The following is a 23,793-nucleotide window of genomic DNA, read 5'->3' as shown; positions in this document are numbered from 1 at the left end:
AGAACGATAACGATGACCACCCGCCTGATCGAGCGCTACCTACCCATCGCCGAGATCGGCATCGAGAGCGTGCGCGAGCGCACCCCGATGACGCCGTTCCCCGCGCCCAACCGTCTGCATGTCTGGTGGGCGCGTCGGCCTCTCGTCGCCTCGCGCGCGGCGGTTCTCGCCTCCATCCTGCCCGAGAACGCCGATCGCGACGCTTTCAAGCATGCTCTCGGCATCCATGGAGACCCCGTTGCGGCACGGGCCAGGATCGCTCGCGCTGACCGACTTGGCGAGCGTCTCGGCGCTGATGCCTACGGCTACCCGCGTGCGTTCTCGCATAACCCGACCCAGGAAGAGCTCGACGACCTCATCGACGATCCCGACCTCGTCGTGGTCGACCCAACCGCAGGCGGCGGCGCCATCCCGTTCGAGGCATATCGCCTTGGACTCTCGGCCAGCGCCAACGACCTGAACCCGGTCGCCACCCTGATCGAGAAGGCAACGCTGGAATACCCGGCGAAGTTCGGCGCAGAGCTATTGCGCGAGTACGAGTCGATCGGCCCGGTCTGGGCGGATCGGGTCCGTGAACGCCTGTCCGATTTGTTTCCGCCTGAGCCGGAGGAAGACTGCCGTCCTGACGGCTACCTCTGGGCGCGCACTGTTGTCTGCCCATACTGCGCCGGCAAGGTGCCGTTGTCGCCGAACTGGCGGCTCGCGCCCGATGGAACCGGTGTGCGGCTGATCCCGCATCTCGCGTCCGGTGTCGGCGACGCTGCTCGCCACTGCTCCTTTGAAATCGTCGACAACGTCAAGGATCAATCAGAGGGCACCGTCGCCGGTGGCGATGGAATCTGCCCCTACCCAGACTGCGGTCGCCCGATCGACGGCGACGACATCAAGCGACAGGCGCAAGCCGGCGGAATGGGAGATCAACTCTTTGCCGTCGTCTACAAGCGGCAGCTCGTCACCAAGACCAAAACCGGCAAGAACAGGATCAAGTGGATCCGTGGTTATCGTGCCCCGACCGAAGACGATGACAACAGCGAGATGCTCTCAACAGCGCTTGCGGACAAGCTCTCCGAGTGGGAGGTCATGGATGTCGTTCCGAGTGAAGCCTATCCCGCGAATACTAACGACGACCGTCCGCGTCAGTATGGCATGCCGCTCTGGCGCGACATGTTTTCTGCTCGACAGCTGCTCGCCCATGGCACCGGCGTAGAGGTATTCCGCGAACTGCTCGAAGCCGATCGAGCAAACGGCTTGCTGAGCGAAGCGCGCGCAGCCGCCTACGTCTATCTCGCGATCGGCATGGACAAGCTGCGCGACTACGGTTCGCGGATGACGCGCTGGATCGTCAATCGTGAAACTCTTGCCAACACCTTCGACCGCCATGATTTCGCATTCAAGTGGTCCTACGCGGAAATGGCCCTGCTGATCGAAGGCATGGGGTTCGACTGGGCCGTCGAGGCGACCGGCAAGGCGTTGAAGGAGCTGATCACCATGGTCGGCGCGAACAAGCGCGGCGACATGCTGGACGCGGTCCAGAAGACGACCGGCACAATTACCGTCACCAACGGCTCCGGCGCATCGATGCCGCACCTCGCCGACAAGTCCGTCGACGCCGTTGTCATGGACCCGCCCTACGGTGCCAACGTCATGTATGCCGAGCTGTCGGACTTCTTCTACGTCTGGCTGAAGCGCACCGCCGGCCTCGTCGTGCCGGAGCTGTTCACCCGCCGCCTCGCCGACAAGGAGACGGAGGCGGTCGCCAACAAGGCCCACTTCAAGGGCCAGAAGGGCGCCGATAAGCTCGCCAACCGCGACTACCAGGACAAGATGGCCGGCATCTTCGCCGAATGCCGCCGGGTGCTGAAGGACGACGGCATCATGACCGTCATGTTCACGCACAAGGACACGGGTGCGTGGGACGCGCTCGCCATGTCGCTGATGGACGCCGGCTTCGTCATTACCGCCTCGTGGCCCGTGAACACCGAGGCATCGGGATCGCTCCACATCAAGGACAAGGCCGCCGCGAACTCCACCATCTTCCTCGTCTGCCGTCCTCGTCTGGAGCAGGGCGGCGAGGCGAGTTACTGGGAGGAGGTCGAGCCGCTGGTCGCCAAGGCGGTGCGCGAGCGCATCGACGAGTTCCAGGCGTCCGGCATCGCCGGCGTCGACCTCTATCTCGCGAGCTTCGGGCCGGCGCTTGAGGCGTTCTCCCGCCACTGGCCGCTGACCCGGGGCACGCCCGCGCCGCAGCCGCCCGCGAAGCGGGGGTCTCAGGGCGACCTGCTGGAAGAGTTCGATCCCTACGCCGTCCGCCCCGAGGACGCGCTCAACGCCGCGCGCCGCGAGGTGAAGGCGTGGCGCCTCGCCCAGCTCGCCGACCGCCGCGCCAGCCGCGACATGGACCCGGCCACCGCCTGGGTCGCGCTCGCCTGGGACGCGTTCCGCGCGCCCCAGTTCGCCTATGACGAGGGCCTTCGCCTCGCCCGCGCCGTCGGCCTCGACATGACGCAGGTCGTGGGGCGCCTGGCCGAGAAGAAGGGTTCCGACCTCAAGCTGTGGGACAGCGCCACCCGCGTCGCCAAGGGTGCGCTTGGACCGGCGGACGGCTCGCGCGGCATGATCGACGCGCTGCATCACGCGGCCAACACCGCGCGCAAGCAGAGCGTCGAGGCGGCGCGCGACCAGCTTGAGGCCAACGGCCTGCTGAATGACGACGAGTTCAAGGTCGCGCTGGAGGTGATGCTGGAGGTGCTGCCGCCGTCAAAGACCTTCTCGGGCATCGACGCCGACGACGCGGTCAAGCCAGCCGCCGACGACTTCGACGCGCTCGAAAAGCTGCGCCGCATCGTCTACGGCGAGGAGATCGGCGCGCCGAAGCAGCTGTCGCTCTACGAGCAGCTCGAAGCCGCCGAATGAGCGGACGGACGGACGACGACTTCGCCCACGAGCGCACGGCGCTCGACGCGGCGCACCAGCAGAACGAGACCCAGCGGGACTCGTTCATCGCGCTGGCGCACACCGCGCTGTTCGCGGCGTCGATCTCGTTCGTCGGCAGCGTCGCGCCGCTGAGGACGGCGATCTGGCGGCCCGTCCTCGTCACGGGATGGACGTTCAGCGTCGTCGGGCTGCTGGCGCTCACCTTCAGCTTCGGCGCCGCGCGCCGGGAGATCGACCGCCGACGGGCAGCGCTGAACGACGAGACGCCGCCGGCCCCCTCGCGGGTGCTCGGGCTTCTCCACACGGTTGCCACTTGGTCGTTCCCGCTCAGTCTTCTATGTTTGTTCTCCTTCGTAACATCGAACGTGGTGTCCGCCGATGAGCCGTCGCCCAAGCCCCCCGCCGCCACCCAGTCCGCCGTCACGGCCGTCGCGCCTCAACGAGGGTGTCAACCCGCCGCCGCGGGCACCGACGCGTGCGCCTGCCCCGCCCCCACCGCCGCCCAGCCCACCCCGACCGTCAACCGGCACGCGGGGGACGTCGCCGCCGCCGCGCGCCCCGAGCCACATCGCCCCGGGCGGTCGGGTCCAGGGCGGCGTCACGCCGGCGCCGCGAGCCCCGACCCAGACGCTGCCACCGCCACCTCCTCCGCCCCCGCCGGCGAAGAAGTAACGGGCCGCGGGCACCGGAGACGCAGATGCTTCTGAGCGACCGAACCTGGAAGCGGAAATACACGCGCGAGGACGGCGACCTCGTGCGCAAGTTCTACGTGCCCGCGCTCTCCACCGCCAAGCGCTACGACCGCATCACCGGCTACTTCAACGCCGAGGGCCTCGCCCTCGCATCGGCCGGCATAGAGCACCTCGCGCTGAACGAGGGTGCCATGCGGCTGATCGTCGGCTGCACGCTCGACGACGCCGAGGTGAAGGCCGTGGAGGACGGCCTGTCCATGGGCGAGATGCTCTCCGACAAGCTCGGTCAGGCCCTGCCCGCGGCCAAGGAGGGCGACGAGCAGCAGGCATTGGAACTACTCGCCTGGCTCGTCTGCCACCGCCTGCTCGACATCAAGGTCGCCGTCCGGTGCCGGCCCGGCACACGCATCCCGGTGGGCGGCACGACGATCTTCCACGAGAAGTGTGGCATCGTCGAGGACAAGACAGGCGACCGCCTGGCCTTCACCGGCTCGCTCAACGAGACATACCAAGGCTGGCGGCTCAACGGCGAGACGATCAGCGTGTTCACCTCCTGGGGTCCCGCGGCGGAATACGTCGACGACGAGGACGCGGCGTTCGACCGCTACTGGGAGGACGAGGCGGACAGCGTGATCGTGGTGGACGTGCCGACGGCCGTTCGCGACGAGCTCCTCAAGTTCCTGCCGTCAGACGACGAGGCACCGCGGCGGCTCAAGCGCGCCGCCAAGGAGCAGGAGGAACAACCCGCGGCGGAGGAGCCGAACGTCGAGATCGAGGCGCCGACGCCGGTCGAAGACGTCAGCCCGGCCGAGCGCCGCGCCGAGGTCTGGGACCGCATCGCCAACGCTGCCACAAACCCCGACGGCGGGGTCTGGGTCGGCGAGGCGACCAGCCCCGTCGAAGCCTGGCCGCACCAGCGCAAGGCGTTCCTGCGCATGTACGGCGACGCGCCCGACCACGCACCGAGGCTGCTGGTCGCCGACGAGGTCGGTCTCGGCAAGACCATCCAGGCCGGCCTGCTGATCCGGCAGTCGTGGCTGGCCGGCCGCATGCGCCGGGCGATCATCCTCGCGCCGGCCAACGTCTGCCCGCAGTGGCAGGCGGAACTGCGCGAGAAGTTCGCGCTCAACTGGCCCCTCTATGACGGCCAGTGCATGCACCGCTACGACCCCGCCACGCAGACCACCGTCGCGACGCCGGTCAGCCGGCTCGCATGGTCGCGCGAGCCGTTCGTCATCATGTCGAGCCATCTCGCCCGTCGACGCGACCGACGGCCCGAGCTGCTCACCGCCGACGAATACGACCTCGTCGTCGTGGACGAGGCGCACCACGCCCGCGTGTCGCGGACCGGCAGGAAGTCCGAGCCCAACATGCTGATGCGGCTGCTCCGCGATCTGCGCGCCCGCACGCGCGGTCTGGTGCTCCTCACCGCGACGCCGCTCCAGACAAACGCGCTGGAGCTCTACGACCTGCTCGCGCTCCTCGGCCTCCCCGACGAATGGACGCCGGACGAGTTCGAGCGCTACTTCGAAGCGTTGCGCGAGCCGCTGGTGCCGGCGTCGGCCTTCGAGGGGTGCGCCCGGCTGTTCCAGGCGACCGAGCGCGAATACGGTCCGCTCGCCGAGCATCGTGCCGCCGCCATCGGCGCCGGCAGCCGCAACCCGCCCCTCTCCCGCGTGGCCGTGCGGACGGTGCTCGCCGCGCTGCGGGGCGAGTCCTCGATCAAACGGCGCCGGCTCGCTCCCGCCGAGCGCCAGGCCGCCGTCCGCATCATGCTCGGCCACACCCCGATCAGCGCCCTCGTATCGCGCCATACCCGGGCGCTGCTCCGCCGCTACCGCACCGAGGGCAAGCTGGACGCGCGCATCGCGACACGCGTCGTCGCCGATCGCTTCATCGACATGAGCCCGGCCGAGCGCGAGCTCTACGAGGCCACCGAGAAGCTGATCACCGACGCCTACGCCACCGCCGACGAGAAGACGCGCGCCGCGGTCGGCTTCGTCCTCACCATCTACCGCAAGCGCCTGTCGTCCAGCTTCACCGCCCTAGCCTGCTCGCTGAAAGGCCGGCTGGAGCGCGCGAAGGACAGCGACGACGACCTCGTCGGGCTGGAGGACGAGGGCCAGGAGATCGACGCGGACGAGGCCGCGGATCATGACCGTGAGGCGCGCCAGCTGCTCGAGGCCGACGCCATCCAATCGCTCCTCGACCGGATCGCGCAGCTGCCACCCGACAGCAAGGCGCTCGCCCTAGCGCGCGAGCTGAAGGCGCTTGAGGCGGACGGCTACCAGCAGACCATGGTGTTCACCGGCTACACCGACACGATGGATGCGCTGCGCGACTGGCTCGCCCGCGAGACGGGGCGCGAGATCATCTGCTTCTCCGGCCGGGGCGGCGAAGTCCGCGGCGTGGACGGCCGATGGCGGCCGGTGTCGCGGGCGGACATCAAGCGTCGGTTCCGGGCCGGCCAAGGCGACGTCCTGCTCTGCACCGACGCGGCCGCTGAGGGGCTGAACTTCCAGTTCTGCGGGTCGCTCATCAACTACGACATGCCCTGGAACCCGATGCGGGTGGAGCAGCGCATCGGGCGCGTCGACCGCCTCGGCCAGAGGTTCGACGACATCCGCATCGTCAACCTGCACTACGCCGACACCATCGAGACGCAGGTCTACCAGGCGCTGTCGTCCCGGATCCGGCTCTTCGAGACGCTGGTCGGCGGCCTGCAGCCGATCCTGTCTTCCGTCAGCAAGCGCATCGCCGAACTGGCCCTGTCGGGCGCGCACGTAGACATCGACGCCATGGTCGCCGGGCAGGTCAACCAGCCGCCGCCCGCCGTCGACCTGGACGACGAGAACGCAGCACTGGACGAGATGCCAATGCTCGGCCACGCGGCGCTCGACCTCGCGGATCTGGCGCGCGTCATCGGCGACGCCGACCTGCTGCCGCCCGGATACCAGGCGGCGACCCTCAGCCCGAAGGAGTGGACGGTGTCGACCGACACGCTGTCCAAGCCGGTGCGCGTCACCCTGGACCGCGACTTCTACGGCAAGAACTTCGATTCGGCCGAGTTCTGGACGCCGGGCTCGCCCGCGTTCCCCGGCGGTTCGCCAGCCTCGGGCGCCCTGCCGTCGAGGGCGGCGGCGTGAGGGCCGGACCGCCCCGTCACGACCTGGCGACCGCACCGCCGATGCCGATCGACGGAGGCAAGGACGCCAACGATGCCGCGCTCGCCGAGCTCTTCGACTATGCGGGGATGCGCGCCGAGGAGGCGGTGCACGCCTGGCGCGAGGAGCGGCGCAGGCTCAACCTGGGCCTCGACGCCTATGGCGGCGCATGCGTCATCATGACGGTCGGCGACCGCAGGCTGCTCAACGCGCTAAAGCGCATCGGCGCTGTCGAGAAGGGCACCTACTGCGGCACTTGGGACGTGAGGCGCACCTGGGCGCATCACGGCCAGGAATGCGGCGTGGCTTGCGCGATGGCCGAGGTGGTCTGCGACATCATCAATGCGAGCCTGGGCGATCGCGCACGTGCCCACGTCCACAGCTGGTGGTCGTGACCACCCGGGCCTTCGCGTCCGGCCGATAAGCAGCCGAACGACGGCGCAGGCCGTCTCAGATGTAGAATCGATAGTCCGACCGCTCGATCTGGGCGTCGCTGACGTGCTTCAGCACCTTGCCCACCTGCCGGGCGGCGCGGATCGGGATCGGCAGGGCCTGGTCGAACTGGGTGGAGTTCCAGTTCATCTTCGTCAGGCCGAGGATCTCCTCGCCCAGCTGCTCGATCGGCGAGTCGCAGCTGTGCGGACGCAGCAGCAGCGGGTTGGGCGTTCTGGCGCCGGGGTAGGTGCGATACCAAGGCACGCTGCCGCGGGTGTAGAGCATCAGGTCGCCGCCGAGCTCGACGCCCGTCCCCCTGAAAGCCGGGTAGTTGCCCTCTCGCATCAGCATCTGGTGCGGGCTCTCCGAAACCCAGACGAGGTCGCTGAACGAGATGCCCGCGTCGGTCGCCGCCGCCATCATGCCGTCCGCCTCGGCCGCGTCGAACCGCGACGTCTTCATGATCACCAGCCGCGCAGGCAGGTGGCCGTGCTGCGCCCGATACTCCTCGAGCGACCGCACGACGAGCTGATAGGCGTCGCCGCGCTCGAGATAGGGATGCCTGTCGTGCTTGTCGTGCAGCGCCTTGCCGCCGCGCAGGATAAGGCCCCGGCCGCGCTCGTCGAACATCTGCGCGGTGCTGGTCATCAGGTTGCGACCGCCGAGGTCCTTGTAGAAGCCGATGCCCAGGAACGTCGTCTTGTATTCGCCCTCCCTGACCGGCAGCCGCCACGGCGCCCGCCCGGCCTTGTAGAACAGCGCGTTGAGCATGTTCCACGCGCGGGTCGCCGGGTCCTGCACCTTGCGCATGGTCTTGCGGATCTTGTGGGGGATCTTCGCGTGGTCGTCCCACAGCGTCGGCCACGCGACCTGCGTGGGCGCGTGCATCAGCAGCGCCCGGGCCTTGTACATGTCGCGGAAGTTGAGCGGGTCGCGGTCGTCGTCGCCATCCTCGCTGCCACCGCCGGCCTTCGCGTTGACGATCTTGGCGATCAGGTCGGTCGGCAGCGCCGCCACGATCACGTCCGGCTTGGACGACCCCTCCAGCAGGATGCGGGTCTGGTCGGCGAAGAGCTCGACCGCCGCGCCGACGGCGTCGTTCTGCTTCGCGATGCCCGTCACCTTGCGAATGTCGCCGTTCGGGATCATCCGCTGCAGGGTGTCGTCGGTGGCGAAGCCGCAGCGGAATGGGTTGCGGTTCTGGAGCCCGGGAAAAGGCGGGAAGAGGTTGGCGCGGGGGTGCGGCTTACCGTCTTTGGTCAGCTTGCCGCCGATGCCCTCCCGGCACCGCTCGAGGAACCTGGAGAAGCCGGCGATCGTCTCGCCGGTCCCGATCACGCCCACGCGGATGACGTCGCCGACCATCGGCTGGAGCGGGCCGTAGTCCAGCAGCCCCGCGCGCGGATCGATGTGGAGGCCGCCGTCGCCGAACTCCAGCCTCGGCTCGGGCATGTAGATCGGGGTGAACATCAGATCATTCCCTCCTGAGCGACCCGTTCCGCCTCCTCCGGATCCTCCTCCCGCCACACGTCCTCCGGCACGCTGACGGGCAGCGACAGCGGCTCCAGCGGCTCGAACCCGATGCGCGGGCGGTCGTCGACGCCCTCGGCCGGATCGTCGAGGAGGGTCGGTGCCGGTGCGGTGGCCGAGGCGATCAGCAGATGGCGCCACATGATGAACTGGCCCCGGATCGCACCCGCCTTCTCCAGCTTCTTCTTGCCCGCGAGCATGATGCTGGACGCCGGATGGGTGCGGTAGCCGTCCGAGGTGAAGACGAAGGTGGGCGTGATCGACACGAACCAGTCGTCGCCGATCCGCTGATAGCGCGGCACGAAAGCGTGGTGGCGCATGATGTCGTCGCGACCCTCCTTGCCGATAAGCGTCACCACGTCGGCGCTCGTCACGTTCTGGAGCGAGCGGTAGACGTATTCCCGCTTCATGCCCGGCCCCGGCGCGCGGAAGCACAGGCCACGCGTCTCTTTGTCGAAGAAGCAGTCGCCGGACAGCTGCGCCTCGACGCTCCGGCGCAGCAGCTCGATGACGGCGTTCTGGTCGTCCACGTCGTCAAGCAGGGTCACGGCCTCGGTCTCCACCGCCTCGACCGAGCCGACATCGACGATCTCATCCAGCACCGTGCCGCGCGGATCGCGGAACGACCAGAAGGTCCGGTCGCGGATCACCCAGTCGAAGTGCATGGGCCCGTCGTGCAGCAGCATCTCCTTCACCGCCTCGCGGCCCGACTTGAAGGGCGACTCCGCGACGAAGATCTCCTCCGGCAGCACCATGCGCACCAGGTTCAGGTGCGCGGGCTCGCCCGCCAGCATCGGCGGCACGTAGGTTCCGAACGTGTTCTTCTCGATCGTCAGCGCCGCGATCGCTTCGGCGGCCCTGGCGTCGAACACGTCGGCCGCCTTGTCGAAGTCCAGCCGGCGCGGCTCGTCGAGGCGCCCCGCATTGACCGCCTTCCAGAACATCGTGTGATCGCTCAGACGGACCAGCACGATGATCATCGGGATATTCGACGGACCCCAATATGCGAGGTCAGCCGGCTCTAAAAGGTATTCGAATCGCTGCTCATCCTCCCCCGTGTAGTTGCCCCCGACGGTCGTCTTGATCTGAACACCCACCCACTTCGCCAGCATAGCGTGCGTCAGCGGGTCACGCAGTTCCATCATGCCGTCCACGCCCGTCTCCAGCCGATTCAGGCCATGGAACGCGAACCCCATCGAAGCGGCCCGGGCGGACACAAGCTGCTCGCCCTGGTGACCGTTGAGGACGTTCTGGTGGAGCCGCTTGGGCTGAGGCTGGTTCTGGAACATAGCGGGAATATAGCAGACGGCGCTGCCGCCATGAAGCGGCTTGGCAATGCGGCAGAAGACGGTGACAATAATCGGCAGAAGGACAATCGGATGATCGGCATTCTCGTATTGCTCCTGCTCGCGGCGCTGGCGGGAGTGGTTTACCCATACATCCCCGGCGCGAAGCGCTGGCAGTTCGGCCTCGGCGCGCTGGCCGCGTTCCTCGGGATTGGCATCGCCGCGCCCAACGGCGCCAAGCCCACCAACGTGCCGGCCGCCGCCGCACCGACGGCAACGCCGGCCACACCTTCCAAGCCGTTCCTGACCATCGAGCCGCGTGCGCTCGACGCCCACCGCGTCGAGCTGAGCATCGGCACGAACGTGCCAACCCCGATCAAGGTGTCGACCAGCATCGATCTGCACGGCCAAAAGGGGACGGACACCTACGTCGGCTACAGCGAGTTCGTGACGCTCACGGCGGCGACCACGAAGGTGGTGCTGGACACGGCCAAGGCCGACAAGCCGCTGCCGGCCTCGACCTACGACGCGACCGTCAGCTTCTTCCCCAAGTGGGGTGCGGAGGGCAACCCGGCCGCGGCAGGCGTGCCCGAGCTCCACGCCGAGCGGCAGTTCCGGCTGTCGGCCTCGGGCGGCAGCGTCGCCGATACGCAGCAGCGGGATGAGCGTCGGCGCTGGATCATGGAGAACGTGATCGTCGGCACGCCGTTCAACCGGGCCGCGTTCGAGCAGCGGCTGGGCAGAGCCGAGCGCGGCCCGTCCGAACTGAACCTGCACGACGCCTTCTACTATCCCGGACCGGGCATGACGCTGCTGGTGAACCAGGTCACGCACAAGGTGGCGACGTGGAAGGACGGCAACGCCATCCCCGCGCCGAACGCGACCAGGGCCGACTTCGCCTCGCGCGGGCTCACCTGGCCTCTGACCGTGGACAGGGGCTGGCTCGGCTGTGCCGGCGACGCGGTCTGGTTCGAGGCTCCCGACTTAACCGTCTACGCTGTGAACGGCGCGGCCGCACGGCAGTACAGGGACATCAAGCCGATATGGGCGGAGAACCAGCAGATGATCCGTGAGCTGCGGGCGGCGGGAGCGAAGGGCGGCCCGACGCTGAGGATCAACATCGGCGACCTCATCCAGGAAGGCCGCAAGCTGTGCGGCTGATCCTTGGCTGAGGTGACGGCCATGCCGCGCGGATCGCAGCACGAGCTGACGGGCCGGCTCGACCGAGACGGACACGGCTTGCTCCTCCGGGCGGACGGGGGCGGGCAGTGGCGTCTCGACACCGGCTTCCTCGCAGGCTGGAAGGCGAGCGGGCTCGTGGGTCGCAACGTCCGGGTCCGCGGGACGAGGGACGCGTTCAATGTGCTGGCAGTCAGCCGGATCGAGCCATCCGGATGGTGAGTGCCACCAGTCTGACGGGCGCGGACGGCGAGCACTTCGTGATGAGCGAGCTGCTCCGGCGCGGCTACATAGCGGCCCTCGCGCCGGCAGGCGTCCCCAACTGCGACATCGTCGTCACCGACGAGATCGGCGACCGGCTCTGCGCCGTGCAGGTGAAGACCCGGAACAGCACCGGGGCCGATGACGGCTGGCACATGCGCAAGAAGCACTAGGCGCTGACCTCGCCCACGCTGTTCTACTGCTTCGTGGACTTCGCCGCGCACAAGCCGGGCGGCGCGTTCACCTACGTCGTCCCCGCCGCGATCGTCGCCGTCGCGCTGGCCGAGGCGCACCAGGCCTGGCTCTCGCAGCCGGGGAAGTGGGGCCAGCAGCGCAAGGACAGCGACTTCCGGCGGTTCCTGCCCGACTACGGCCACCTGAAGATGGACAAGTTGGAGGCCGGTTGGCTGGAGCCATACCGCGAGGCGTGGCACCTGCTTGGCGCAGCTGCGACTTGACAGGCTGGCCACCGACCCCCTCGAAGATGCACAGATCGGACCTGAGCCATGACCGACACATCCGAAAACCCCCTGCTCAAGTTCTGCGCACCTCGCGACGCGGGCGCCGCTTTCCTGGCGACCCACGAAGGCAGCTTCGCCATGATCGAGCCGTTGACGCCGCGAGCCGAATCCTGGCTGCGCGCCAACGTCGACGCCGAGGCGACGTGGATGGGAAAGGCGCTGGTGGTCGAGTTCCGCTACTTCCCCGACCTCGTCGACGCGATCATCGATGCGGGCTTCCTGTTCGAGCGGGACGCCTTCCCAAACTGATCGCGGGATGGATCCGCGGGCCTCCGCCCGCCTGAATGGTGTGCGCCACGGTGTTACGCTCCAGTCCAGCGCCGCTCAGGCGCGAAGCCCGCCTTCCTGGACGATGAGTTCCAGCAGATGGCGGGTCAGCGCGTCCGCGCCGCGGCCATGCGCCAGCCTTCCCCAGTCGTCCCAGCGGTCGACCCTGCGGGCGAGCCAGGCGAACAGGTCGTCCCTGCCCGTCTCGTCCGTGAAAGCCTGCGACCATGAGACGCGCCTCGTCGGCATGCGCGCCTCCGCCGCGATGCCGGTGAGGGTCACCAGGTGGGTGCGGCCGACGCGCTCGCGGGCGAAGAGGTGACGCCTGAATCCGACCGATCGCTCGAATTCCCTGAGCGCAGCCTCTCGGCCGCCATCTGCACCTCGCCCAGCGGCTGCGACCGCCTCGACGACCTCGGCTATCGGCATGCGTTCCCATGCCGGCTCACGGGTGGCCTGCAGCATCAGCATCACGGAACGGCCCTCCGGCGACAGCGGCGCCTCCAGCGGCGCGGTCCCGAAGCTCGTCCTGTGGGCCGTGTCGAGCATCCCGATCGAACTGAGCCAACACTGGTAGAAGCGCCAGAACAGCATGTCGCCACCAAACAGGTCGTGCCTGCGCTCGTCGCCGAGGAGCCACCGGCCGTCGATGGCGGTGAGGACCCGGGTCATCAGCTCGTGCTGCTCCGGCGCGAAGTGGACGTCCGGGAAGCCGAGCTCGCCCTCCCAGAAGGCGTCGCGCACCGTGCTCCAGGTGCGGCCGTCCTCGTCCTCGATCTTGCCCCCGCGCACGCGGAGCCACCATCCCCATGGCAGCTCGCCCGAGTGTCGATCGCGCCGGTCCACCTTCAGGCTCCCTTCTTCGGGTCGAGGCCGAAGGCGGGCAGCGGCGGGCCTTCCCTCGGCGGCACCGGCGCGCCATCGGCGATCGCGCGGAGCTGGCGCGCGAGGTTCAGGATCTCGCGCACGACGTAGGCGTCGTCCCGATACTCGGCCGCGGTCTCGGCGCCGAGGAACCTCGCGCGGTCGCCGCGATCGCCCGGCACGACGTCGTAGACGTGGTTGCACGAGAAGCCGAACCACCAGGCGTGGGCGTCGCCGGGGCGGTGTTCGGTCGCGTGCTCCAGCGGCATGTACCTGACGGCCGAGGGCGGCACGTGGCAAATCCGCCGAGCCTCGGCGACCAGACGCCGAGCGGGGCTCGGACCCTCCTCGCAGATCCGCGAGTAGGTGAGCCCGCCGTGCACCTCGACGCCGAGCTCCGCCGGCACCGCACGGTGATCCCATCCCCAGAGCGGATGATCGCGCGGGATGCCGACGTAGCCGCAGAGGTGGCCACCATGCGTGTCGCGCAGCATGATGCACTCGAACCCCGTCTCCTCGTCGCGCCAGCTGAGCTTGTCCGCCTCCCGCAGCCAGGGGCCGTCACCCCGGGGCTTGGCGCCAGGGACGAAGAACACCTCGCTCGCAGGCACGGTGCGGTCGCGGGTGGCGTATGCCCGGCCCACGACGAGCGTGACACCCTCCTCGCGGGTCACGTCTCCGCCCGAGCCCGGCAGCTTGTCCAAGGCGAGCGGGGAGCCGAACAACGGCGCGAGCTTGGCCTCGGGCAGCGTGGCGAGGGCAGCGGTGGTCGTCTTCGGGGTAGCGTCGATCTTCTTCTTGGTCATGGTGAGATCCTTGCTGAATGAGGAAAAACCGGAGGTCGCGGTCACGCGTAGCGTTCGCGGGCCGTCATCTCGGTGAGCCTCGGACCGAGGGCGCGGGAGCGGTGCTCGGGCGCGTAGACCTCGCGCGCGAGCCAGAACTCCTCCGCCGTCAGCGCGTCGGCGGTCACCTCGCGCCACCACACCTTGGATTCGGCATTCCAGCGGTATCCACGGGCGCGGAGCGCATCCTTGACGCCGAAGTCGGCGCCGAACGCCTCCACGCGGACCGTTGGACACTCGGCGCTGTCGACCAGCTCGGCGAGCACCGTTCGGCCGTCCGGCAGTTCGTGGCGCAGAAGCTCGATGACGGCATCGACGTCGTTGCCCGCGCGGTGCGCGTCGTAGAAGAAGCCGGCCTGCGCACAGAGCCAGCCCAGCGACCTGCCCTCCAACCCCGCCGCCGCCCAATCGATCTCGGCGCACGTGCAGCACCACGCCTGCCCCGCGGATCCCGGCAGGCGACGTTCGACGAACTTTCTGTCGAAACTGGCATTATGCGCGATGACGAGGTCGGCCGAGGCGAGGAGACGGCCTGCGGCGTCCTCGTCGATCTCCTGTCCGACCAGATCCGCGTCGGTGATGCCCGTCAGCCGGACGATTTCTTCATCCAGCGCGCGGCCGGGATCCTCGCGCCACGACCAGGCGCGATCGATCTTCACGACGCGTCCGAGCCGATCGTAGCGGAACCGCCGCATGGCGAGCTCGATGATCAGGTCCGTGCCGGGGTCCTTGCCGGTGGTCTCCACGTCGAGCACCAGCCCGATCGAGGTCGGCCCGCCGTCGTAGTCCACGCCCGTCCTGCCCTCACGCAGGTCCAGGCGTCTGAGGACGCGGTGGCCGCCGTCGCGCTCCAGGCGCTCGACGAGATCCTCCACTCCGTTCTGCCGCAACATCGGCATTCTCCATTCGACGCGCCCCGATGCGTGGAGCGCGTCGAACGGATTAGGAACATCAAGCGGCGGCGCGTAAAATTATTGGCGGGTCAAAGACCATTGAAATTGGACCCGCATGCTTGCGAGACAGCTCTCGCGATCCCGAATTGTAGTGTCCAACGAATCGCTTAGCCGCCCTACCACGGCGCAAGCGGCTCGGCGTCGTTCCGACTAGCTTCCGATATTCCGACATACTTCCATGTTTGACATCGGCCGCGCTCACCGCCGCGACATCGACGTGGAGGTCGATGCGGTCGAGCAGCGGGCCCGACACCTTGGCCTGATAGTCTGCGGCGCAGCGCGGCGCGCGCGCGCAGGCGAGCCCTGCATCGCCCAGGTGCCCGCACCGGCACGGGTTCATCGCCGCCACCAGCTGCACCCGCGCGGGAAAGGTGACGTGCGCGTTGGCGCGCGCGACGGAGACGGTGCCCGTCTCCAGCGGCTGTCGCAGCGAATCGAGCGCGGCGCGGCCGAACTCGGGCAGTTCGTCGAGGAACAGGACGCCCAGGTGCGCGAGGCTGACCTCGCCCGGTTTCACGCGCAGCCCGCCGCCGGTCAACGCCGCCATGCTGGCGCTGTGGTGCGGGCTGCGGAACGGGCGCGCTCGCGTCAGCGTGCCGCCGGGCAGCGTCCCCGCGACCGACTGCACCATGCTGACCTCCAGCGCCTCGGCGGGGTCGAGCGGGGGCAGGATGCCGGGCAGACACGCCGCCATCAGCGACTTGCCCGCCCCCGGCGGACCGCAGAACAGCAGGTTGTGCGCACCCGCCGCGGCGATCTCCAGCGCGCGCTTGGCGACCTCCTGCCCCTTCACCTGGCGCAGGTCGGGTCCGCTGCGCCCCTCTTCCACCCCGCCCGGTTGCGGCGGTGCGAGCAGCTGCTCGCCCTTCAGATGGTTCAGCAGCGACAGGAGGTCGGGCGCGGCCACCACCTCGATCCCGCCGCCCCACGCCGCCTCGCTGCCCTGCGCCGCGGGGCAGATCAGCCCCCTGCCCGTCTCCGCGGCGTGGAGCGCGGCGAGCAGCACGCCCGGCGAAGGCGCGAGGCGGCCGTCGAGCCCGAGCTCGCCGACGACGACATAGTCGGCCAGCGCCTCCGCATCGACGACCCCCATCGCCGCCAGCAGCCCCAGCGCGACCGGCAGGTCGAAGTGCGACCCTTCCTTCGGCAGGTCGGCCGGCGACAGGTTCACCGCGATCCGCTTGGGCGGCAGCGCGAGGCCCATGCCGGCGACGGCGCCGCGCACGCGCTCGCGGCTCTCGCCCACCGCCTTGTCGGCCAGTCCGACCATGTTGAACGCGGGGAGGCCCGGGATCAGCTGCACCTGCACCTCGACGCCCCGGGCCTCCAGGCCCAGGTACGCCACCGTCGATACGATCGCGACCATCATTCCCCCCATCGCACGCCCCGCCCGATGCGGCACGCCGACCCCGTCAGCCGACGTTCATAGCGTGTCGGCGACGGAGGGGAACGCCAGATTGATCCAGGTTGTCCCGCGAGTAGCCGACCCCACATGAAAAGGATGACCGATCGCCACCCCCTCGCCCGCGCGGGCCAGCTGGCCGCGGGCGTGCTGCTGATCCTGGCGGCGGGCGTGGTCGGGCCGCTGCCGGGCCCGGGCGGCATCTTCCTGTTCGCAGGCGGACTGGTGCTGGTGCTGCGCAACTCGCGGTGGGCGCAGGTGCGGTTCGCGCGCGCGAAGCGGCGCTGGCCGCGGATCGGCCATGCCGTCGATGTCGCCATGCGCCGTCCCAGCGCGCTGCGCCGGCGGGCCCGCCGCAAGTCGTCGCTCCGTCGACTTGGGCCGCGTTGACTTGGAAGCGCCTTTCGCCTACCGGCGGCGCTCATGCGGGTCGTCACCCATCGCTGGGGGCGGCCCTTGATATTTGATCGCGGGAAATGAACGATGAAGCGGACCTTTCAGCCGAGCAACCTGGTGCGGGCGCGCCGTCACGGTTTCCGCGCGCGGATGGCGACGGTGGGCGGCCGGGCGGTGATCCGCGCGCGCCGGGCGCGCGGCCGCAAGAAGCTGTCGGCGTAACCGAACCGGTTCCCGCCTGCTCATCCGTGCAGCGGATGACGAAGCGGGCGGACTATCTGAAGGCGAACGCCGGGCGTCGGGCTCCGATGCCCGGCTTCGTGCTGTTGGTGCACCCGCGCGGCGATGGCGATCCGACGGTCCGACTGGGCATTACCGTCACGAAGAAGATCGGCAACGCGGTGGTGCGCAACCGCATCAAGCGCCGCTTCCGCGCCCTGGCGCGCGAGGTGCTGCCCGAGCGCGGGGTGGCGGGTGCGGACCATGTGCTGATCGGCCGCGGCGGCGGGCTGGACCGCGACTTCGCGCAGCTGAAGGCGGACCTGGCCAGGGCGATCGCGAAATGCTCGCCCCGATGATCGCGCGGCTGATGATCCTTCTCGCGCGGGGCTGGCAGCTCGGCCCGTCGCTGGTGTTGCCGCCGTCGTGTCGGTACAGCCCGTCATGTTCCGCCTATGCAATCGAGGCGCTTGGCCGCTATGGCGCGCTGAAAGGGGGATGGCTTGCCGTGCGACGGATCGCGCGCTGCCATCCATGGGGCGGGCACGGGTACGACCCCGTTCCCGAAGATGACCGGGAAGCGACGTGAAGGACGAGAACAAGAACTTCGTGCTGTTCGCGGTACTTGCGGCGCTGATCCTCTTCGGCTGGCCGCTGGTGCAGAACCGCTTCTTTCCCACGGCCAACCCGCCGGTGACGAAGGTGGAGGACGGCAAGTCCAAGCCGCTGCCGCAGCCGCAGGCCGATCCCGCGGCGGACTCGCCCACCGCGATCCGTGACCGCGCGACCGTGCTGGCCGGCTCCCCGCGCATCGCGATCGAGACGCCGCGGGTGCGCGGCAGCCTCAATCTGAAGGGCGGCCGCATCGACGACCTGGTGCTGGTACGCCACAAGGAGACGATCGCGAAGAACTCGCCGCCGATCCGCCTGCTGTCGCCGTCGGGCACCGCGGACGCCTATTTCGCGGCGTTCGGCTGGTCCGGTCAGGGCGTCACCGCGCCTCCCGCCGACGCGGTGTGGCAGGCGACCGGCGCGAAGCTGACCCCGGCGACGCCCGTCACGCTGGAGACGCGCAGCGGTAGCCAGGTCTATCGCATGACCATCTCCGTCGACGACGGCTATATGTTCACCGTGCGACAGTCGCTCCTGAACGCCGGCACCGCGCCGGTGCAGGCGGCGACCTACGGCCTGCTCAGCCGCCGCGCCGCGCCGGCGGACAAGGACACGTGGACGATCCATTCCGGCCCGATCTACGAGGCGGGCGGCGGCGTGAAGTTCGACGTCGACTACAAGCACGTCGACGAGGCGGTGCAGAAGTTCACGACGCCCGGCGGCTGGCTGGGCTTCACCGACCATTATTGGCTCACCGCGCTGGTGCCCGACCAGGGCGCGCCGCACGAGATCGCGTTCCGCAACGCCGGCGACAGCCGCCACCAGGCCGATTTCCGCCCCACCGCTCCCGTCACCATCGCGCCGGGCCAGGCCGCGACGCAGACCGCGCGTTTCTTCGCCGGTGCGAAGGAGGTCGACATTCTCGACCGCTACCAGGACGCGGGCGTGGCGCAGTTCGGCAATTCGATCGACTGGGGCTGGTTCGGTGTCGTGGAGAAGCCGATCTTCCACTATCTCGACTGGCTGTTCCGGCTGGTCGGCAATTTCGGCGTCGCCATCATCATGCTGACGCTGACGATCCGCCTGCTCGTCTTCCCCATCGCGCAGCGCCAGTTCGCCAGCATGGCCGCGGTGCGTGCGATCCAGCCGAAGATGAAGGCGATCCAGGAGCGCTACAAGGACGACAAGCAGCGCCAGCAGCAGGAGATCATGGCGCTCTACAAAGCGGAGAAGGTGAACCCCTTCGCCGGATGCCTGCCCACGCTCATCCAGATCCCGATCTTCTACGCGCTGTACAAGGTGCTGCTGCTGACGATCGAGATGCGGCACCAGCCGTTCGTGCTGTGGATCAAGGACCTGTCCGCACCCGACCCGCTCACGCCGGTGAACCTGTTCGGACTGCTCGCCTTCACCCCGCCGCAGATGATCGCCATCGGCGTGGTGCCGATCCTGCTGGGCATCAGCATGTACTTCCAGTTCAAGCTGAACCCGGCGCCGCTGGACGACACGCAGAAGCAGATCTTCGCGATCCTGCCGTGGGTGCTGATGTTCGTGATGGCGCCGTTCGCGGTCGGCCTGCAGGTCTATTGGATCACCACCAACTGCATCTCGATCATCCAGCAGCGCTGGCTCTACAGCCGGCATCCGCAGCTGAAGGAAGCGCCGGCGAAGTGACCGAGGAAACCGCCCCCGACCGGATCGAGACCGCGCGCAAGCTGTTCGCCGGTCGGGTCGAGTTCCTGAAGTCCGCGCCGGCGCTGCAATTCCTGCCTGATCCGGTCGCGCCGGAGGTGGCGTTCGCCGGGCGCTCCAACGTCGGCAAGTCGTCGCTGCTGAACGCGCTGACCGGACGCAAGGCGCTCGCGCGCACCTCGGTCACGCCGGGGCGCACGCAGGAGCTGAACTTCTTCGATGTGGGCGATCCGCTGGTCCTGCGGCTGGTCGACATGCCCGGCTACGGCTTCGCCAAGGCGCCCAAGGACATGGTCCGCAAGTGGCGCTATCTCGTCAACGACTTCCTTCGCGGGCGCCAGGCATTGAAGCGCGCGCTGGTGCTGATCGACAGCCGCCACGGCATCAAGGACGTCGACCGCGAGATCATGGAGATGCTGGATCGCGCCGCGGTCGGCTATCGCCTCGTCCTCACCAAGGCGGACAAGATCAAGGCGAGCGAGCTGGAGGACGTGACCGCCGCGACGGTGGCGGAGGCGCGGACGCGGGCGGCCGCCTATCCGGAAGTGATCGCGACGTCGAGCGAGAAGGGCATGGGCATCGCCGAGCTGCGCGCCGCGGTGGTGGACGCGATCGGCTGACGAGAGGTTCCCGCTGCGGCGAACCCGCGCTACACCCCCCGCCATGAAGCTCATCATCGGCAACAAGGCTTATTCCTCCTGGTCGCTGCGCGGCTGGCTCGCGTGCCGGCAGGCGGCGCTCCCCTTCGAGGAGGTGGTCGTTCCGCTCTACGACGCGGAGTGGGACCGGCGGCGCGAGGGCGACGAGTTCGCGCCGTCCTCGGGCAAGGTGCCGATCCTGTGGGACGGCGATATCGTCGTTTGGGATAGCCTGGCGATCATCGACTTCCTGGCGGATCGCGTCGGACGCGACCGGTTCTGGCCGGCGGACGAGGCGGCGCGGGCGATGGCGCGGTCCATGGCGGCGGAGATGCACTCCAGCTTCGCCGCGCTGCGGCGCGAGCACAGCATGAACGTACGACAGATCTTCCCGCCCCAGCCGCCGACGGAGGCGGTGCAGGCGGACCTCGCCCGGCTGTTCGAGCTGTGGATGCAGGCGCGCGCGCGTTTCGGCGGAGAGGGCGACTTCCTGTTCGGAGATTTCGGCGCGGCGGACATCATGTTCGCACCCGTCTGTACGCGGCTCGTCACCTACTCGCTGCCCACGCCGCGCTTCGCCGCCGCCTATGCGATGGCGGTGTTGCAACACCCGTTCATGCAGGACTGGATCGCGGCGGCGCAGGCCGAGGAGTGGGTGATCGAGAAGTTCGAGCAGCCCGTCGCCGGGTGATCGCGACCGGTCACTCCGGCTCCATCTCTCCCTCGGGCGTCCAGCCCATGCCGATGTCGGGATAATGGACTCGCCCGCGTTCCGGCAGGCTGACGGCGAACAGCATCACCGGCGCGTCACCCTCGTTGACGATATGGTGCGCGTTGCCGTCCCCTTTGCGGAAGGCGGCGACGTCGCCCGCGCGCAGCGGGTGGCGGCCATGGTCGTCGACCAGTGTACCCTCCCCGGCCAGCACGACGACGATCTCGTCCTCCGCCTCGTGCCAGTGGCGCTGCGAGGACCAGCCGCCCGGCGGCACGGTCACGTGGGTGGCGACCAGATCGGTGAGGCCCGCGGCCTCCGACAATACCCGCACCAGCCGCCCCGCCGCAGCGGCACGGAAGGGCTCGGGATAGTCGCTTGCGGGTTCGTGCCCGATTGCGTCCAGATCCAGCTTGGGCAATGGCCCCTCCCGTGACAGTCGATGCGATCGATCTAGCCCGCCGCCTCCTCGCGTGCGAGAGCGTAACGCCCGCGCACGGGCCGGTGTTCGACGTGCTGGAGGCGGCGCTGGTGCCGCTCGGCTTCCACGTCGAGCGCTTCGTCGCGGGTGAGGCGCCCGACGGTCCCGTCGAGAACCTGCTGGCGACACGCGGCGCGGCGGGACCCCACCTCGCCTTCGCCGGCCACGTCGACGTCGTGCCCCCCGGCGAGGGCTGGACCGGCGACGCGTTCGTACCCGAGGTGCGCGGCGACCTGCTCTACGGCCGCGGCGCGGTCGACATGAAGGGCGCGATCGCCGCCTTCGTCGCCGCCGCGGCACAGGTGCCGGCGACCGGGCGGCTCACCCTGGTCATCACCGGTGACGAGGAGGGGCCCGCCACCTTCGGCACCGTGGCGCTGATCGAGCGGATGCGCGCCCGCGGCCTCGTGCCCGACCTGTGCCTCGTCGGCGAGCCGACGTCGGTCGCGGTGCTGGGCGACATGGTGAAGATCGGCCGGCGCGGATCGGTGAACGTGTGGATCGACGTGCCGGGGCGGCAGGGCCACGTCGCCTATCCCCACCTCGCCGACAATCCCGTGCCGCGGCTGGTCGCGGCACTGGCCGCGCTGGACGCGCTGGTGCTGGACGAGGGCACCGACTGGTTCCAGCCCTCCAACCTGGAGATCACCGACATCGCGGTCGGCAACCCCGCCACCAACGTGATCCCCGCGCGCGCCGCCGCGCGGGTCAGCATCCGCTTCAACGACCGGCACAGCGGCGAGTCGCTGGCGACGCTGGTGAAGGAGACGGTGCGCGCCCACGCGCCGGGCGCGATCGTGACGGCGCGCGTGTCGGGCGAAGCCTTCCTGACCCCGCCCGGGCACTTGTCCGCCCTCGTCTGCGCGGCGGTGGAAGAGGTGACGGGGCGCGTGCCGGAGCTGTCGACGACGGGCGGCACGTCCGACGCACGCTTCCTGCGCGCTCTCTGCCCGGTGGTCGAGTTCGGCCTGACGAACGCGACGATGCACAAGCTGGACGAGGCGGTCGCGCTGGAGGATCTCGCCGCGCTGGTGCGGATCTACGCCGGCGTCGTCCGCCGCGCGACCGCCGGCTGATCGCGGTCGATCCACGCCGCCAGCGCGCCCGCATCCATCGGTCGCGCGATCGCCCAGCCCTGGATCGCGTCGCAGCCGAGCACGCGCAGCATCGCTGCCTGCGCCTCGGCCTCCACGCCCTCCGCCACCGCTTCGCAGCCCAAGCCGTGGATCAGGCCGATCAGCGCCTGCACGATCTCGCGCGCGACCCGGTCGTGCACCACTTCGCCCACCAGCGTCCGGTCCAGCTTTACGCGATCCACCGGCCAGTGGCGCAGCCGCTGCAGGTTCGAATCGCCCGCGCCGAAATCGTCGATCGTCACCGTCGCGCCCGCCGCGCGCAGCCGCGCCAGCGCCGCCACCGCCAGCGGAGAGCAGCGCATCGCGATGGCCTCGCCCACCTCCAGCTCGATCCGCGTCGCGGGCGTACCCGCCTGGTGGAGGATCGCCTCCAGCCGCGCGAAGAAGCCGTCGTCCTCCAGCTGACGCTGGCTGAGGTTCAGCGCGATGCGGCCCGGCCGCCCGTCACGCTCCCACGCCGCGGCGGCGGCAGCGACCGCGGTGGCAATCCAGTCGCCGATCGCGACCATCTGTCCGTTCGCCTCCGCGCGGGCGAGAAACTCGCCGGCGGAGCGCAGCTCGCCCGACGGGTGGCGCCAGCGCAGCAGCGCCTCCGCCGCCACCAGCCCGCCGCCCCCCGCCGCCACCTGCGGCTGGAACACCAGCGCGAACTCGCCGCGATCCAGCGCGATGCGCAATTCCTGGTCCAGCACCTCGCGGCCCGACAGCTCGGCGGCGAGCCGCTCGCTGTAGCGGGTCATGCGCGCGCGCCCCTCCTCCTTGGCCTGGTACATCGCCGCATCGGCGGCGCGCATCAGGTCGTGCAGCGTGGTGCCGTGGTCGGGCCGCAGCGCGACGCCGATCGAGGCGCCGATCATCACCGGACCGTCGGTCAGCGCAAAGGGTTGCGCCAGCGCGTCGATCACCGCGTCGCCGAGCGCCTGTACCGCGTCGTGGTCGGCCATGCCGGGACAGAAGATGGTGAACTCGTCACCCGCCAACCGGCCGACGAGCGCCCCCGCGCAGCCGGCCTCCTCGGCCACGGTGCGCAACCGCTCCGCCACCTTCATCAGCAGCTGGTCGCCGCTGGCGTGGCCGCGGCTGTCGTTGACCGCCTTAAACCGGTCGAGGTCGATGAAGAACAGCGCCGCGCCCGCGCCCTCCTCCATGCCGGCGAGCACCGCCTCGGTGGAATCACGGAAGTTGGCGCGGTTGGCGAGGCCGGTGACAGGATCGAACAGCGCCAGTTGGTGCACGCGCGCGAAATTCGCGGCGAGCTGGGCGAATAGCGAGGTCATCGCCGTCGCCAGCCGCGGCACGACCATGGCGGTGGCGGCGGGTACGGGAGTGGCGAGATCGCCGTCCGCCGCCGCGGCGAGCCGATCGACCGCCTGGTCGATCGCGCTGGCGGTGTCGGCCACGCGCACCCGCGCCGACGCCCAGCTGAGCGCCGCGCACACGATGGCGGGCATGAGCGCGCGGCCGTAATCGCCGCTCGACCAGGTGACGGACGACGTCGCGATCAGCGCGAGGAAGAAGGTGACCGCGCCCGCGCCCAGCGCGAACATCGCCGCGCGACTCTCTAGCGAGGATTG

The 23,793-nt window shown here is 69.5% G+C and carries 25 protein-coding genes; 17 read left to right on the top strand and 8 right to left on the bottom strand.

Translation table 11 applies throughout. The annotated features are described in order from the left end of the window. Positions 1–12 precede the first annotated feature (12 nt). From HBH26_RS12175 to HBH26_RS12160, 4 genes are read left to right on the top strand one after another with little or no spacing between them, the layout of a single operon-like run. On the top strand, positions 13–2,913 hold the full coding sequence (locus HBH26_RS12175; protein ID WP_168134875.1) for a DUF1156 domain-containing protein: 2,901 nt from the start codon (positions 13–15) through the stop codon (positions 2,911–2,913). Then, positions 2,910–3,641, top strand: coding sequence for a hypothetical protein (locus tag HBH26_RS21050; protein WP_168134874.1), 732 nt, complete (start codon positions 2,910–2,912; stop codon positions 3,639–3,641). The genes HBH26_RS12175 and HBH26_RS21050 overlap by 4 nt, the downstream gene beginning before the upstream one ends. Next, on the top strand, positions 3,632–6,772 hold the full coding sequence (locus HBH26_RS12165) for an SNF2-related protein (protein ID WP_168134873.1): 3,141 nt from the start codon (positions 3,632–3,634) through the stop codon (positions 6,770–6,772). The genes HBH26_RS21050 and HBH26_RS12165 overlap by 10 nt, the downstream gene beginning before the upstream one ends. A 41-nt stretch (positions 6,773–6,813) precedes the next feature. Beyond that, positions 6,814–7,185 (top strand): hypothetical protein, encoded by a 372-nt coding sequence (locus HBH26_RS12160; RefSeq protein WP_168134872.1) that lies wholly within the window; start codon positions 6,814–6,816, stop codon positions 7,183–7,185. A gap of 55 nt (positions 7,186–7,240) precedes the next feature. Here the strand turns inward: HBH26_RS12160 and HBH26_RS12155 are convergent, their stop codons facing one another. Together HBH26_RS12155 and HBH26_RS12150 are read right to left on the bottom strand one after the other, a co-directional pair. After that, positions 7,241–8,695, bottom strand: coding sequence for an argonaute/piwi family protein (locus HBH26_RS12155; protein WP_168134871.1), 1,455 nt, complete (start codon positions 8,693–8,695; stop codon positions 7,241–7,243). Beyond that, on the bottom strand, positions 8,695–10,044 hold the full coding sequence (locus HBH26_RS12150) for a DUF4365 domain-containing protein (RefSeq protein WP_168134870.1): 1,350 nt from the start codon (positions 10,042–10,044) through the stop codon (positions 8,695–8,697). Before HBH26_RS12150 ends, HBH26_RS12155 begins: the two co-directional genes overlap by 1 nt. 30 nt (positions 10,045–10,074) lie before the next feature. On the opposite strand from HBH26_RS12150, the gene HBH26_RS12145 reads away from it, so the two are divergent. Genes HBH26_RS12145 through HBH26_RS12135 form a run of 5 tightly spaced genes read left to right on the top strand, consistent with a single transcriptional unit; the run spans position 10,075 to position 12,251 of the window. Next, positions 10,075–11,202: a hypothetical protein gene (locus tag HBH26_RS12145; protein WP_168134869.1), complete on the top strand. Its 1,128-nt coding sequence runs from the start codon at positions 10,075–10,077 to the stop codon at positions 11,200–11,202. Positions 11,203–11,223: 21 nt separating this feature from the next. Further along, entirely contained in the window at positions 11,224–11,442 is a 219-nt protein-coding gene (locus HBH26_RS20725) for a DUF5818 domain-containing protein (protein WP_239024764.1), read from the top strand. Then, a complete protein-coding gene (locus HBH26_RS20445; protein ID WP_209308514.1) occupies positions 11,436–11,654 on the top strand; it encodes a hypothetical protein in 219 nt (72 codons plus the stop codon). The genes HBH26_RS20725 and HBH26_RS20445 overlap by 7 nt, the downstream gene beginning before the upstream one ends. Before the next feature lie 33 nt (positions 11,655–11,687). Next, entirely contained in the window at positions 11,688–11,939 is a 252-nt protein-coding gene (locus tag HBH26_RS20440; protein ID WP_209308513.1) for a hypothetical protein, read from the top strand. A gap of 48 nt (positions 11,940–11,987) precedes the next feature. Further along, positions 11,988–12,251, top strand: a complete 264-nt coding sequence (locus tag HBH26_RS12135) for a hypothetical protein (protein ID WP_168134868.1) — start codon at positions 11,988–11,990, stop codon at positions 12,249–12,251. A 75-nt stretch (positions 12,252–12,326) separates the two neighbouring features. On the opposite strand, the gene HBH26_RS12130 is transcribed toward HBH26_RS12135, so the two are convergent. From HBH26_RS12130 to HBH26_RS12115, 4 genes are read right to left on the bottom strand one after another with little or no spacing between them, the layout of a single operon-like run. Continuing rightward, positions 12,327–13,115 (bottom strand): hypothetical protein, encoded by a 789-nt coding sequence (locus HBH26_RS12130; protein ID WP_168134867.1) that lies wholly within the window; start codon positions 13,113–13,115, stop codon positions 12,327–12,329. A gap of 2 nt (positions 13,116–13,117) precedes the next feature. Continuing rightward, positions 13,118–13,984: a hypothetical protein gene (locus tag HBH26_RS12125; protein WP_338057344.1), complete on the bottom strand. Its 867-nt coding sequence runs from the start codon at positions 13,982–13,984 to the stop codon at positions 13,118–13,120. Then, entirely contained in the window at positions 13,981–14,871 is an 891-nt protein-coding gene (locus HBH26_RS12120) for a 3'-5' exonuclease (protein WP_168134866.1), read from the bottom strand. Before HBH26_RS12120 ends, HBH26_RS12125 begins: the two co-directional genes overlap by 4 nt. A gap of 58 nt (positions 14,872–14,929) precedes the next feature. Beyond that, the gene (locus HBH26_RS12115; protein WP_239024763.1) at positions 14,930–16,297 is read right to left on the bottom strand and encodes a YifB family Mg chelatase-like AAA ATPase; all 1,368 of its coding nucleotides are present in this window, start codon (positions 16,295–16,297) and stop codon (positions 14,930–14,932) included. A gap of 135 nt (positions 16,298–16,432) precedes the next feature. On the opposite strand from HBH26_RS12115, the gene HBH26_RS12110 reads away from it, so the two are divergent. From HBH26_RS12110 to HBH26_RS12080, 7 genes are all read left to right on the top strand, one after another. Continuing rightward, entirely contained in the window at positions 16,433–16,723 is a 291-nt protein-coding gene (locus HBH26_RS12110; protein ID WP_168134865.1) for a hypothetical protein, read from the top strand. 93 nt (positions 16,724–16,816) lie between these two features. Beyond that, on the top strand, positions 16,817–16,951 hold the full coding sequence (gene rpmH / locus HBH26_RS12105; RefSeq protein WP_028056723.1) for a 50S ribosomal protein L34: 135 nt from the start codon (positions 16,817–16,819) through the stop codon (positions 16,949–16,951). A gap of 35 nt (positions 16,952–16,986) precedes the next feature. Then, the gene (gene rnpA, locus HBH26_RS12100; RefSeq protein WP_168134864.1) at positions 16,987–17,307 is read left to right on the top strand and encodes a ribonuclease P protein component; all 321 of its coding nucleotides are present in this window, start codon (positions 16,987–16,989) and stop codon (positions 17,305–17,307) included. After that, complete coding sequence (gene yidD, locus HBH26_RS12095) at positions 17,304–17,537, top strand: membrane protein insertion efficiency factor YidD (protein WP_168134863.1); 234 nt, start codon at positions 17,304–17,306, stop codon at positions 17,535–17,537. Before rnpA ends, yidD begins: the two co-directional genes overlap by 4 nt. After that, on the top strand, positions 17,534–19,234 hold the full coding sequence (yidC, locus tag HBH26_RS12090) for a membrane protein insertase YidC (RefSeq protein ID WP_168134862.1): 1,701 nt from the start codon (positions 17,534–17,536) through the stop codon (positions 19,232–19,234). Before yidD ends, yidC begins: the two co-directional genes overlap by 4 nt. Next, positions 19,231–19,872, top strand: a complete 642-nt coding sequence (gene yihA / locus HBH26_RS12085) for a ribosome biogenesis GTP-binding protein YihA/YsxC (protein WP_168134861.1) — start codon at positions 19,231–19,233, stop codon at positions 19,870–19,872. The genes yidC and yihA overlap by 4 nt, the downstream gene beginning before the upstream one ends. Positions 19,873–19,915: 43 nt before the next feature. Then, positions 19,916–20,581: a glutathione S-transferase family protein gene (locus HBH26_RS12080; RefSeq protein ID WP_168134860.1), complete on the top strand. Its 666-nt coding sequence runs from the start codon at positions 19,916–19,918 to the stop codon at positions 20,579–20,581. Between the two features lie 10 nt (positions 20,582–20,591). On the opposite strand, the gene HBH26_RS12075 is transcribed toward HBH26_RS12080, so the two are convergent. Further along, positions 20,592–21,023, bottom strand: a complete 432-nt coding sequence (locus HBH26_RS12075; protein WP_168134859.1) for a cupin domain-containing protein — start codon at positions 21,021–21,023, stop codon at positions 20,592–20,594. On the opposite strand from HBH26_RS12075, the gene dapE reads away from it, so the two are divergent. Beyond that, positions 21,023–22,159: a succinyl-diaminopimelate desuccinylase gene (gene dapE, locus HBH26_RS12070; RefSeq protein ID WP_168134858.1), complete on the top strand. Its 1,137-nt coding sequence runs from the start codon at positions 21,023–21,025 to the stop codon at positions 22,157–22,159. The two genes, HBH26_RS12075 and dapE, sit on opposite strands and share 1 nt — an antisense overlap. On the opposite strand, the gene HBH26_RS12065 is transcribed toward dapE, so the two are convergent. Continuing rightward, entirely contained in the window at positions 22,123–23,766 is a 1,644-nt protein-coding gene (locus HBH26_RS12065) for a putative bifunctional diguanylate cyclase/phosphodiesterase (RefSeq protein ID WP_239024739.1), read from the bottom strand. The two genes, dapE and HBH26_RS12065, sit on opposite strands and share 37 nt — an antisense overlap. Positions 23,767–23,793: the final 27 nt, after the last annotated feature.

This window comes from Sphingomonas corticis (genome assembly GCF_012035195.1).
GTDB lineage: Bacteria > Pseudomonadota > Alphaproteobacteria > Sphingomonadales > Sphingomonadaceae > Sphingomonas > Sphingomonas corticis.
This window is presented reverse-complemented; position numbering and strand designations above follow the sequence as displayed.